The following is a 12,603-nucleotide window of genomic DNA, read 5'->3' on the forward strand; positions in this document are numbered from 1 at the left end:
GCAACGGAAGGGCAGGGGCGGTTTAGCGCGCTTGTCCTTCCAACCGGCTGGTCGCGGAAACGGAAACGCCACGGACGAAGGTCCGTGGCGTTTTCTTTTGCGCAGTCGAATCGCATGGTGCGAAGACGGTTGGCGTGACGACGGCTGCATCGGGCTCAGGTGACCTCGATCACGCGGGCCGTGTTGCCACCCTGGGTGGCCCGCGCCGCGCCGCGCAGCGCCTGCGCCGGCCCGCCTCGAGGTGCGACGCGTGTTCGCCCTGAACGCTCGATCTGCTCCGGCACCCCCAAAGCAAAACGCCACGGCTTGCCGTGGCGTTTTGCGTTACCGCTGCGCGCCGTCGTCCGGCGCGGGGCGATCAGTGGTGCACGTCGGCGGGACGCCCGTCGAAGTCGTGTCCGGCGCGGCGGATGTCGCAGCGCGCATCCTTTTCGCCTTTCACGCCGTTGAACACGATGTTCAGGATCACGGCCGTGGCCGATGCCAGCAGGATGCCGCTGTGCAGGATCGGGGCGAGCGCGGGCGGCAGCTTCGAGAAGAAGTGCGGCGACACGACCGGCACGAGGCCCATGCCGACGCTCACGGCGACGATGAACAGGTTGTGCGAGTTGTTCACGAAGTCGACCTTCGACAGCACCTTGATGCCGTTCGCGGCCACCATCCCGAACATCACGATGCCTGCACCGCCGAGCACGAACGGCGGCACCGATGCGACCACCTGTGCCATCTTCGGGAACAGGCCGAGCAGCACGAGGATCACGCCGCCCGTCGCACACACGAACCGGCTCTTCACGCCCGTCACGCCGATCAGGCCGACGTTCTGCGAGAACGACGTATGCGGGAACGAGTTGAAGATGCCGCCGATCAGTGTGCCGAGGCCGTCGACGCGCAGGCCGCGCACCAGGCGCTCCTGGTTGACCGGACGATCGACCATGTCGCCGACCGCGAGAAACATGCCGGTCGATTCGATGAACGTGACGAACATCACCGTGACCATCGTCACGATCGACAGCGGGTCGAAGTGCGGCAGGCCGAAGTGGAACGGCATCACGATGCCGACCCACGGTGCGTGCGCGACGCCGTCGGTATTCACGCGGCCGATCGCGAACGCGATCGCGAAGCCGGCGACGATGCCGAGCAGCACCGAGATGTTCGCGATGAAGCCGCGGCCGAACTTGTTGATCAGCAGGATCAGCGTCAGCACGAGCAGCGACAGGCCGAGATAGACGGGGCTGCCGTACTCGGGGTTGCCGACGCCGCCGGCTGCCCAGTTGATGCCGACTTCCATCAGCGACAACCCGATCACCGCGATCACGGTGCCGACGACCACGGGCGGGAAGAACCGCAGCAGCTTGCCGATCATCGGCGCGAGCACGATGCCGATGATGCCGGCCGCGATCGTCGAGCCGAAGATGTCGAGAATGCCGAGGCCGGGGTTCGTGCCGATCGCGATCATCGGGCCGACCGCCGCGAACGTGCAGCCCATGATGACGGGCAGGCGGATCCCGAAGATCCACAGGCCCAGCGTCTGAATCAGCGTGGCGATGCCGCACGAAAACAGATCGGCGCTGATCAGGAACGCGATCTGGTCTTTCGGCAGCTTGAGTGCGGCGCCAACGATAAGTGGCACGGCGACAGCGCCGGCGTACATGACGAGGACGTGTTGCAGGCCAAGCGTTACCAGCTTGCCGGTCGGCAGCACCTCATCGCACGGATGGACCGTGTTCGATTGCATCTGTCTCACTCCATGATCTTGTTTTCGGGGTGATACGAAGTTATGCGGAATGAATCCACGCAACAAGAGCGCTGGGTACTATTCCGTTCTTTGCTGGTTCGATATGCCAATTCGGCATGGAACAGGGTGTCGATCATCGGGAAACGGCCGCAGGAGTGAGGTTCCCCGGTTTTATAGCCCTTCAAAATAGTGCAGGCCCCCATGTCAAATATAGGCCGCTTTATGGTGTGTATCGGGTAGCGCGCATAGTGGCAAAAAGGACCGGTGAAAATTCGTGCCGGGTTAACCCGCGAACGGTCTCTTTTGTACGCAAGGTGCAGCCGGGTGAAACCGGGTCGCCGATCGCGGCTTCGCTGCTTCGTTTTGCATCGTCCTGACCGCAAAAGCCGGGGCGTACATCGCTATCCCGTTATCATCGGCATCCGTTCATACGAATTCATCGCCCCGTCATGCGCCTGCTCGGAATCGACCTCGGCACCGGCTCCGTCAAACTCGTCACGCTCGATGCCGATGGCGTCGAGCGGGCAGTCGCGAGCGAACCTTATGCGCTGTCGTCGCCGCATCCCGGCTGGGCCGAGATTGCTCCCGAGACGTGGTGGCAGGCGCTCGTGCGTGCGGCCGCGCGGCTGCCGGCCGGCGAACGCGCGCAGGTCGCAGCGATCGGTTTCTCGGGCCAGATGCACGGCGTCGTGCTGATCGACGCGGCCGGGCAGCCGGTGCGGCCCGCGCTGCTGTGGCCCGACACGCGCGCCGTGCGCGAAGCGGACGCGGCCGGATGGACCGTCGCCGGCTTACCCGCCGCCGGCTTGCCCGTCGCCCCGAACCCCGTCGCGCCGGGCATGGCCGGCCCGCTGCTGCGCTGGCTGGCCGCGCACGAACCCGATACGCTGCGTGCCGCGCGTTGGGCCGTGCAGCCGAAGGACTGGCTGCGCGTCGCGCTCGGCGGCGACGTCGCGGCCGATCCGAGCGACGCGTGCGCGACCGCGCTGGCGACACCCGACGGCGCGTGGGATTTCACGTTGATCGACGCGCTTGGCTTGCCGGCCGACTGCTTCGCGCCGGTGCTTGCGTCGACCGCGCGCTGCGGCACGCTCGGCGCGCAGGCGGCCACCGCGCTCGGGCTGCCTGCCGGCGTGCCGCTCGCGACGGGCGCGGCCGACACCGCTTGCGCGGCGCTCGGCAGCGGGCTGGTTGCCGCGGGCGACGCACTGCTGACGACCGGCAGCGGCGGCCAGATCGTCGTGCTCGCGGATGCGCTGCCGCCCGCGCGGCGCGGGCTGCATCGCTATCGCACGGCGGCTGGCGGCGGCTACTACACGATGGCCGCGATGCAGAACGTCGGGCTCGCGCTCGAAGCCGTGCGCGGCTGGCTGGGCTATGCGGGATGGGCCGATGCGTATGACGATGCGTTCGCGCAGCCGGCGTCCGACCGGCTGTGCTTCCTGCCGTACCTGACGGGCGAGCGCTCGCCGTGGATGAACCCCGATGCGCGCGGCGGCTGGCTCGGCCTCGGGCTCGGCGATACGCGCGGCGCAATGATGCGCGCGGCGTTCGAAGGCGTCGCGTTCGCGCTGCGCGCGGGGCTCGATGCGATCCGCGATGCCGATCGTCGCGACCCGGTGACGACGTTGCGTCTCGCCGGCGGCGGCTCGGTCGATCCACGCTGGCGCCAGTTGCTCGCCGATGCGCTCGGCGCGTCGCTGCACGCGATCGACTGCCCGAATGCCGCGACGCGCGGCGCCGCGCTGCTCGCGGGCGTCGCGATCGGGCACTGGCGGGAAGACGCGTTGCGCGCGCTGGCGCCGGCCGCGTCGCCGGTCGCTGCGCCGCGCGACGACCACCTGCTGGCCGCGCGCCATGCGCGCTTCATCGATCTGTACGCACGCACGGATGCGTGGTTTACGACGGGTGTTTAAACTCGAACACTTGTTCTTTTGCGTCAGCGATGACGCATCGTGGCAAGCCTGCGACCGTTTCCCGCACGCGGTGCGTGGCGGGACCGGCCATCATGGCGAGCACGGGATGCTTTCTGCGTGTCGCGCGCGACGCCGCGCGGCACGGCTTCAACCGCTTTGCATGGAACCCGGCGGGCGCTGAAGCGCGCGCCGGCTGACCTCACAGACACACAGGAGTGACACGATGAAAACGAAAGCCGCGATTGCATGGAAGGCGGGTGCGCCGCTGACGATCGAGGAAGTCGATCTCGAAGGGCCGCGCGCAGGCGAAGTGCTGATCGAAGTGAAGGCGACGGGCATCTGCCACACCGACTACTACACGCTGTCGGGCGCCGATCCGGAAGGGATCTTCCCGGCGATCCTCGGCCACGAAGGCGCGGGCGTGGTGGTCGACGTCGGTCCCGGCGTCGGCACCTTGCGCAAGGGCGATCACGTGATTCCGCTCTACACGCCCGAATGCCGCGAATGCAAGTTCTGCCTGTCGCGCAAGACCAACCTGTGCCAGAAGATCCGCGCGACGCAGGGCAAGGGTCTGATGCCCGATGCGACGTCGCGCTTCTCGCTCGACGGCAAGCCGCTGTTCCACTACATGGGTACGTCGACGTTCTCGAACTACATCGTCGTGCCGGAAATCGCGGTGGCGAAGGTGCGCGAGGACGCGCCGTTCGACAAGATCTGCTACATCGGCTGCGGCGTGACGACGGGCGTCGGCGCGGTCGTGTACTCGGCGAAGGTCGAGGCGGGCGCGAACGTCGTCGTGTTCGGCCTCGGCGGCATCGGCCTGAACGTGATCCAGGGCGCGAAGATGGTCGGCGCGGACAAGATCATCGGCGTCGACATCAACCCGAAGCGCGTCGAGCTTGCGAAGAAGTTCGGGATGACGCACTTCATCAACCCGAACGAAGTCGAGAACGTCGTCGACCACATCGTGCAGCTGACCGACGGCGGCGCCGACTACTCGTTCGAATGCGTCGGCAACGTGAAGCTGATGCGTCAGGCGCTCGAGTGCACGCACAAGGGCTGGGGCCAGTCGTTCATCATCGGCGTGGCGGCAGCGGGCGAGGAAATCAGCACGCGTCCGTTCCAGCTGGTGACGGGCCGCGAGTGGAAGGGCTCGGCGTTCGGCGGCGCACGCGGCCGTACCGACGTGCCGAAGATCGTCGACTGGTACATGGAAGGCAAGATCAACATCGACGACCTGATCACGCACACGCTGCCGCTCGAGCGGATCAACGAAGGCTTCGACCTGATGAAGGCCGGCGAGTCGATCCGTTCGGTCGTGCTGTACTGACCGGGAGCGCACCGTCATGCTCGAACTCGTTTCCTCGCATGCGTGCCACGGTGGCGAGCAGCGCTTCTACCGTCACGATTCGGCGGCCATCGGCCTGCCGATGAAGTTCTCGGTGTACCTGCCGCCGCAGGCGGCGCACGGCCGCGTGCCGGCGTTGTTCTATCTTGCAGGGCTCACGTGCACCGACGAGACGTTCGCGATCAAGGGCGGCGCGCAGCAATACGCGGCGCAGCACGGCATCGCGCTCGTGATGCCCGACACGAGCCCGCGCGGCGCGGGCGTGCCGGGCGAGACCGATGCGTGGGATGTCGGCGTCGGCGCGGGCTTCTATGTCGATGCGACACGGGCGCCGTGGTCCACGCATTACCGGATGGAGTCGTACGTGACGGGCGAGCTGCGCGAGCTCGTCGCGGCCGAGCTGCCGATCGACGGGGCGCGGCTCGGGATCTTCGGTCACTCGATGGGCGGGCATGGCGCGCTGACGCTCGCGCTGCGCCATCCGGGCCTGTACCGGTCGGTGTCGGCGTTTGCGCCGATCGCCGCGCCCACGCGCTGCCCGTGGGGCGAGAAGGCGTTCTCGGGCTACCTCGGCGACGATCGCGACGCATGGAAGGCACACGACGCGAGCGAGCTCGTCGCGCGCGCCGATGCGCCGAAGTTCGCGGACGGCATCCTCGTCGATCAGGGTCTCGCCGATCAATTCCTCGCGAACCAACTGAACCCCGACGTGTTCGAGGCCGCATGCGCGAAGGCCGGCCAGCCGCTGACGCTGCGTCGGCATCCGGGCTACGACCACGGGTACTACTTCATCTCGACGTTCATCGCCGATCACCTCGCGCATCACGCGCGCGTGCTTGCACGATGAGCGGGAAGGGAAGCACGTAACGCAAACGGCGCGCCGCACGATCGCGGACGCATAAAAAAGCGCCGGCGCTGCCCTCGGGCACGCCGGCGTTTTTTATTTTCATCGGGCGGCGCTCAGTTGCGCCGCAACAGGCTTGCGCCGTACACGAGCGCCGACAGCGCGGTGATCCAGAAGCTCGTCGGCCAGTCGGTGTGATACGCGAGCACGATGCCGGCCCACGCCTCGAACAGCGCGAACAGCGCGGCGAGCAGCACGCCGGTCGACAGCCGCGTCGTCACGTTCTGCGCGGCCGCAGCCGGCCCGACCAGCAGCGTGAACACGAGCAGCACGCCGACGATCTGCGTCGCCGCGGCCACCGCGAGCGCGCACACCGCGAGGAACAGCATCGACACCGCGCGCAGCGACACACCCTTCGCTTCAGCCAGTTCGGGCTGCAGCGACGCGAACAGCAGCGGCCGCGCGATCAGCGCGAGCGCGGCGAGGCTCACCGCGCCGATGCCCGCGAGCACCGCGAGCGTGTCGTGACTCACCGCGAGCACGTTGCCGAACAGCAGCGCGGTGACCTGCGTCGCGAACGACGTATAGAAATGCAGGAACAGCAGGCCGAAGCCGAGCGCGCCCGACAGGATCACGCCGATCGCGACGTCGCGGCCCGCGAGCTTTTCGCCGAGCGCGCCCATCCCGATCCCGGCCGCGAGCGTGAAGCCGACCATGCCCCAGATCGGCGAGATGCCGAGCAGCACCGCGCCCGTCGCGCCGGTGAAGCCGACGTGCGACAGCGCGTGGCCGGCGAAGGTCTGCCCGCGCAGCACCAGGAAGTAGCCGACGATGCCCGCGAGCACCGCGACGATCCCCGACGCCGCGAAGGCGTTGATCATGAAGTCGTATTCAAACATCGTGCGAATGCCCGGGATGAGCGTGTCCGTGGTGATGATGGCCGTGGCCGCCGCCGCCGCCGCCGCCGTGCGAGTGGCCGTCGTCGTCCTCGTGTTCGTGGTCGTGCTTCTCGATCTCGACGTCGCCCGACATCACGAAGATCTTGCCGTTCACGCGCATCACGTCGATCGGCGATCCGTAGAGCCGCGACAGCACGGGCTTCGTGATCACCTCGTCGACGGTGCCGAGCGCCGCGACGCCGTTGCCGAGATACAGCACGCGGTCGAGCGCGTTCAGCAGCGGATTCAGTTCGTGCGCGGAGAACAGCACGGTGATGCCGAGCTCGCGCTGCACGTTGCGCACGAGTTCGACGACGCCACGCTGGTGGTTCGGGTCGAGGCTGATCAGCGGCTCGTCGAGCAGCAGCAGCTTCGGATTGCCGAGCAGGCATTGCGCGAGCAGCAGGCGCTGGCGTTCGCCGCCCGACAGTTCGGACAGCGGCCGGCGCGCGAGGGTCGGGCCGCCGACGAGATCGAGCACGCGCTCGACGTCGCGGCGCGTGGCCGCGTTCGTGTGCGGCAGCCCCCAGCGGTGGCCGTCGGCGGCCATCGCGACGAAATCGTAGCCGCGCATCCGGCGGTTCGCGAGGCCGCTGCGAATCTGCGGCATATAGCCGATCGACGGGTTGCCGCGCACGACCGGCACGCCGCCGACGGACAGCGAGCCGGCCGACACGGGCACGAGGCCGAGCACCGCGCGCATCAGTGTCGTCTTGCCCGCGCCGTTCGGCCCGAGCACGCCGACGAATTCGCCGGGTTCGATCGAGAAGCTGACATCGCGCAGGATCGTGCGTCCGCCCAGTTCGAGCGTGACGCGATCGACGGCGAGTGCGTGGGGAGTGGCGGTCATGTCGTTACGGTTGTCGATTACTTGCCGGCTGAAAGCGCATTGCCGAGCGCGTCGAGCTGGCCGGCCATCCATTGCTGGAAGGTCTTGCCGGCCGGCTGCGTCTCGGTGACGCTGACGGTCGGCACGCCGCCGTCGCGCGCGATCTTCAGCATGCGCTTGGTCATCGGTTCTTCGGCCTGGCTGTTGTAGATCAGCACGCGCACCTGCTTCTTGCGCAGGTCGTTCTCGAATGCGGCGACGTCCTGCGCGCTGGCTTCGGTGTCGTTCATCGTCGCGAGCTGGAAGCGCTGGTTGCGCATGTCGAGGCCGATCGCGTCGGACATGTAGCCGAATACGGGCTCGGTGGCCGTCACCGGCACGCCCTTGTACTTCGCGCGCAGCGCGGCGACCTTGTCGTCGACAGGCTTCAGCGATGCGACGAACTTCTGCAGGTTCGCATCGTACTCGGCCTTGTTCGCCGGGTCGGCGCGGCCGAGCTCGGCCGCGATCGCGCGCGCGGCGGCCGGCATCGTCGCCGGGTCGTACCACAGGTGCGGGTTGTCGCCCGCCTTCTTGCCGACCAGATCGGCGACGACGATCGTCGCGCGCTTCGCCTGCTTCGACGCGCCGAGCAGCTTGCCCATCCACGGATCGTAGTCGGCGCCGTTGTAGATCACGACCTGCGCGTGCTGGAGCGCGCGGGCCGTCTTCGGGCTCGCTTCGAACAGGTGCGGATCCTGGTCGGGGTTGCTGAGAATGCTCGTGACTGCAACGTGGCTGCCGCCGATCTGCGTCGCGACGTCGCCGTAGAAATTCTCGGCGGCGACGACGTTGACGGTCGCGGCCTGCGCGAACGCGGGCGCCGCGAGCGACAGCGCGGCAACGGCGGCGGCGAGCCAGCGGACAGGCGACAGGGCACGCCGCGGCGCGCGCTTCAGGGCAATGGACATGGAACTCCTCGTTGGAAGGGGCGGCGCGTGGCCGCGCGATTCGGCGTCAGCGTTGCGCGGGCTTGCGCTTGCAGTGCCCGCACAGGCCGCTCAGCTCGACGACCTGGTGGTGGACTTCGAAGCCGTGCGCGGGCTCGCTCGCGGACAACTGCTTCGCGAGGTCGCCGCCGGGAATCTCGACGGTGTCGCCGCACGAATCGCAGATCAGGAACTGGCCTTCGTGCGGCACGCCGATCTCGCAGCACGCGAAGAACGCGTTCTTCGATTCGATCCGGTGGATGAAGCCGTGCTCGACGAGGAAATCCAGCGCGCGATAGACGGTCGTCGGCGGCACGCGGCCGCGCTGCGGTTCGAGTTCGGCGAGCAGGTCGTACGCGCCGATCGGGCGCTGCGCGGCCAGCACGCGTTCGTAGACCTGACGGCGCAGCGGCGTCCACGCGAGCCCGTGCTCGGCGGCGAATGCGTCGGCCCGGGACAGCCGGGCGTCAATGGACGATGAGGTAGCCATGGCGTGAAGCAGGGCGATGAAACAAAGTATGGCGATGATATAACGTATCGTCGCGCCGTGCAGCGCGAATTCCCCTTTCTCGCCTCGCTCCGTCCCCTTCACCGTCCGTCCCACTGCGCCGCACCGCACGGCGCACGCCTTGCCGGGCGTGCGCGACGGGCCGTCGTCATGCGCCGTTGTGCCGCAGCGCGTCATAGAAAGCCGTCGCGTCGCCTTGACAGCGCGAATCGCGTATCCGATCATTCGATCACTAACAGAGCAATTGATCGGTCGGCGAGCGTTCGCTCACCTCGTGGCCGTCGTACAGCAGAACCAACCGGAGACAGCCAGTGAGACTGGAAGACAAGGTCGCGATCCTGACGGGCGCCGCAAGCGGCATCGGCGAGGCGGTCGCGCAACGCTATCTGGACGAGGGCGCACGCTGCGTGCTCGTCGACCTGAAGCCCGCCAGCGGCTCGCTCGCGCGGCTGATCGAGGCGAACCCCGGCCGCGCGGTGGCTGTCACCGCGGACGTCACGCGCCGCGACGACATCGAGCGGATCGTCGCCACGGCGGTCGAGCGCTTCGGCGGCGTCGACATCCTGTTCAACAACGCGGCGCTGTTCGACATGCGCCCGATCCTCGACGAATCGTGGGACGTGTTCGACCGGCTGTTCGCGGTCAACGTGAAGGGGTTGTTCTTCCTGATGCAGGCCGTCGCGCAGCGGATGGTCGAGCAGGGGCGCGGCGGCAAGATCGTCAACATGTCGTCGCAGGCCGGCCGTCGTGGCGAAGCGCTCGTTTCGCACTACTGCGCGACCAAGGCCGCGGTGATCAGCTATACGCAGTCGGCCGCGCTCGCGCTCGCGCCGCACCGGATCAACGTGAACGGGATTGCGCCGGGCGTCGTCGACACGCCGATGTGGGAGCAGGTCGATGCCCTCTTCGCGCGCTACGAGAACCGGCCGCTCGGCGAGAAGAAGCGGCTCGTCGGCGAAGCCGTGCCGCTCGGCCGCATGGGCGTGCCGGGCGACCTGACGGGCGCCGCGCTGTTCCTTTCGTCGGCCGACGCCGACTACATCACCGCCCAGACGCTGAATGTCGACGGCGGCAACTGGATGAGCTGACGTGGAGCTGCTCGCACGCGCAACCTGCCGGCCGGTCCGCGACGACTCGGCCGCCGTCGAACGGGGAGGGCACGCCTGATGGCCGAGATCGTCGTCGCCGGCGAACTGCTCGCCGAATTCGTCGCCGCCGAGCGCGGCCAGGGTTTCGAGACGCCGGGCCTGTTCGCGGGGCCGTTCCCGAGCGGCGCGCCGGCGATCTTCGCCGACCAGGCCGCCCGGCTCGGTGCACGCGTCGCGTATGCGGGCTGCGTCGGCCGCGACGCGTTCGGCGACGCGATCGTCGCGCGGCTCGAATGCGACGGCGTCGAGGTGGCGCGCATCCGCCGCGTCTCACGTCCGACCGGCACCGCGTTCGTCGCGTATCGCGACGACGGTTCGCGCAGCTTCGTCTTCACGCTGTCCACCAGCGCGGCCGCGTGCGTCGATGCATCGGACGTCGATCCCGCGATGTTCGACGGCTGCCGCTATTTCCACGTGATGGGCTCGTCGCTGACGAGCGAATCGGCGATCGCGGCCGTGCAGCGCGGCGTGATCGAGGCCGCGCGCGCCGGCGCGAAGGTGTCGTTCGATCCGAACGTGCGCCCCGAGATGCTGAGCTTTCGCCCGATGCGCGCGGCGCTCGACGAGATGCTCGCCGCGTGCCACCTGTTCATGCCGAGCGAGGCCGACCTGCCGTTCTTCTGCGGGCCGCAGCCGGCCGAGCGCGCGATCGCGGGCCTGCTCGCGACGCATCCGCTGCTGGAGCGTGTCGTGCTGAAGCGCGGCGCGCAAGGCAGCGTCGCGTTCGATCGTGCGAACCGTGTCGACGCATCGGCCTTTCCGGTCGACGAAGTCGACCCGACCGGCGCCGGCGACTGCTTCGGCGGCACGCTCGTTGCGAGCCTGGTCGCGGGTGTGCCGATCGATGCCGCCTTGCGCCGCGCGAACGCGGCCGGCGCGATCGCGGTCACGCGGCGTGGCCCGATGGAAGGCAACAGCAGCGCGGCCGAGATCGACCGCTTCCTGACCGAACGAGGTATCGCATGTCCGGCCTGACGACCTTCGCCGAACGCCCGCGCACCGCCCATGCGGACGCGGTGCTGCGGATGATCTTCGACGCGAACCGCGCCGACGCACAGCGCGGCATCTATTCGATCTGCAGCGCGCACCGGCTCGTGCTGGAAGCCGCGTGCGAAGCCGCACGCGCGGACGGCTCGCCGCTCCTGATCGAGGCGACCTGCAACCAGGTGAACCATCTCGGCGGCTATACGGGCATGACGCCCGCCGATTTCCGCCGTGACGTCGATGCGATCGCCGCGCGTTGCGGGCTCGCGCCGTCGGCGCTCGTGCTCGGCGGCGACCATCTCGGCCCGAACCCGTGGCGGCACCGCCGCGCGGCCGACGCGATGCGCGAGGCCGTCGCGATGGTCGCCGCGTACGTCGAGGCCGGCTTCGAGAAGATCCATCTCGATGCGAGTATGGCGTGCGCGGACGATCCGGTGCGGCTCGACGACCGCACGATCGCCGCACGCGCGGCAGAGCTATGCCGCGCGGCGGAAGACGCGGCCCGGCGCGCCGGTATCGCGCCCGTCTACGTGATCGGCACCGAAGTGCCGACGCCGGGCGGCGAAGTGAGCGGCGGCGCGAACGAAGGGGACGATGCGGCGATCGCGCGGATCGCGGTCACGCGCAGCGACAGCATCGCGGCGACGCTCGATGCACATCGTCGTGCGTTCGCGGCAGCCGGGCTCGGCGACGCCTGGGCGCGTGTCGTCGCGGTCGTCGCGCAGCCGGGCGTCGACTTCGACGATCGTCACGTGCTCGACTACGACAGTGCGAAGGCGGCGTCGCTCGGCGCGAGTATCCTGCAGACACCGCACCTCGTGTTCGAGGCGCACTCGACGGATTACCAGACCGAAGGCGCGCTCGCCGCGCTCGTGCGCGACCATTTCGCGGTGCTGAAGGTCGGCCCGGCGCTGACGTTCGCGCTGCGCGAGGCGCTGTTCGCACTGACGTTCATCGAGGATGCGCTGATCGGTGACGTCGCACAGCGTTCGCGCCTGCGCGATGTGGTCGATGCCGCGATGCGCGCGCAGCCCGAACACTGGGCGCCGTACTACCGCGGCGACGAGACCGAGCAGCGGCTCGCGCGCCAGTTCAGCTACAGCGACCGGATCCGCTACTACTGGCTGCAGCCGGCCGTCGCGGCCGCGGTCGAGCAGTTGTTCGACAACCTCGCGCGGCAGCCGGTGCCGGAGACGCTCGTCGCGCAGTGGCTGCCGGATGTCTACGCGGCGTGCCGCGCAGGCGGGCTCGCGAGGGAGCCGCGCGCGTGGGTGCGCCACCGGATACGCGACGTGATCGCGCACTATGCGCGCGCGTGCGGAATGCAGCGGCCGGCGTGACGGGCCGCGAAGTAAATCGCAATACCGATGACACTTCGAACAAAC

11 protein-coding genes are annotated in these 12,603 nt (G+C 68.7%); 6 read left to right on the forward strand and 5 right to left on the reverse strand.

The window, feature by feature from the left end; genetic code table 11:
• Positions 1–358: 358 nt before the first annotated feature.
• Positions 359–1,735 (reverse strand): nucleobase:cation symporter-2 family protein, encoded by a 1,377-nt coding sequence (locus U5809_RS06455; protein WP_176051621.1) that lies wholly within the window; start codon positions 1,733–1,735, stop codon positions 359–361.
• Between the two features lie 449 nt (positions 1,736–2,184).
• On the opposite strand from U5809_RS06455, the gene U5809_RS06460 reads away from it, so the two are divergent.
• The 3 genes from U5809_RS06460 to fghA all read left to right on the forward strand — a co-directional run bounded on the left by U5809_RS06460 (position 2,185) and on the right by fghA (position 5,846).
• Positions 2,185–3,651 (forward strand): xylulokinase, encoded by a 1,467-nt coding sequence (locus U5809_RS06460; RefSeq protein WP_322085927.1) that lies wholly within the window; start codon positions 2,185–2,187, stop codon positions 3,649–3,651.
• A gap of 223 nt (positions 3,652–3,874) precedes the next feature.
• Positions 3,875–4,981: an S-(hydroxymethyl)glutathione dehydrogenase/class III alcohol dehydrogenase gene (locus tag U5809_RS06465; RefSeq protein ID WP_011353045.1), complete on the forward strand. Its 1,107-nt coding sequence runs from the start codon at positions 3,875–3,877 to the stop codon at positions 4,979–4,981.
• 16 nt (positions 4,982–4,997) lie between these two features.
• Positions 4,998–5,846, forward strand: coding sequence for an S-formylglutathione hydrolase (gene fghA, locus U5809_RS06470; protein WP_322085928.1), 849 nt, complete (start codon positions 4,998–5,000; stop codon positions 5,844–5,846).
• Positions 5,847–5,959: 113 nt separating this feature from the next.
• On the opposite strand, the gene U5809_RS06475 is transcribed toward fghA, so the two are convergent.
• Genes U5809_RS06475 through U5809_RS06490 form a run of 4 tightly spaced genes read right to left on the reverse strand, consistent with a single transcriptional unit; the run spans position 5,960 to position 9,068 of the window.
• Positions 5,960–6,742, reverse strand: a complete 783-nt coding sequence (locus U5809_RS06475) for a metal ABC transporter permease (protein ID WP_176051624.1) — start codon at positions 6,740–6,742, stop codon at positions 5,960–5,962.
• On the reverse strand, positions 6,735–7,631 hold the full coding sequence (locus tag U5809_RS06480) for an ABC transporter ATP-binding protein (protein ID WP_322085929.1): 897 nt from the start codon (positions 7,629–7,631) through the stop codon (positions 6,735–6,737). The genes U5809_RS06475 and U5809_RS06480 overlap by 8 nt, the downstream gene beginning before the upstream one ends.
• A 17-nt stretch (positions 7,632–7,648) precedes the next feature.
• Entirely contained in the window at positions 7,649–8,560 is a 912-nt protein-coding gene (locus tag U5809_RS06485; protein ID WP_282505867.1) for a metal ABC transporter solute-binding protein, read from the reverse strand.
• A gap of 46 nt (positions 8,561–8,606) precedes the next feature.
• Positions 8,607–9,068, reverse strand: coding sequence for a Fur family transcriptional regulator (locus tag U5809_RS06490; RefSeq protein ID WP_011546084.1), 462 nt, complete (start codon positions 9,066–9,068; stop codon positions 8,607–8,609).
• Positions 9,069–9,397: 329 nt separating this feature from the next.
• Between U5809_RS06490 and U5809_RS06495 the strand changes: the two genes are divergently transcribed.
• The 3 genes from U5809_RS06495 to U5809_RS06505 all read left to right on the forward strand — a co-directional run bounded on the left by U5809_RS06495 (position 9,398) and on the right by U5809_RS06505 (position 12,558).
• Positions 9,398–10,174 (forward strand): L-iditol 2-dehydrogenase, encoded by a 777-nt coding sequence (locus U5809_RS06495; RefSeq protein ID WP_176051627.1) that lies wholly within the window; start codon positions 9,398–9,400, stop codon positions 10,172–10,174.
• Positions 10,175–10,252: 78 nt separating this feature from the next.
• Positions 10,253–11,209, forward strand: coding sequence for a sugar kinase (locus U5809_RS06500; RefSeq protein WP_322085930.1), 957 nt, complete (start codon positions 10,253–10,255; stop codon positions 11,207–11,209).
• Complete coding sequence (locus U5809_RS06505; RefSeq protein WP_322085931.1) at positions 11,197–12,558, forward strand: D-tagatose-bisphosphate aldolase, class II, non-catalytic subunit; 1,362 nt, start codon at positions 11,197–11,199, stop codon at positions 12,556–12,558. Before U5809_RS06500 ends, U5809_RS06505 begins: the two co-directional genes overlap by 13 nt.
• Positions 12,559–12,603: the final 45 nt, after the last annotated feature.

The organism is Burkholderia sp. BCC1999 (assembly GCF_905339975.1).
Lineage (GTDB): Bacteria > Pseudomonadota > Gammaproteobacteria > Burkholderiales > Burkholderiaceae > Burkholderia.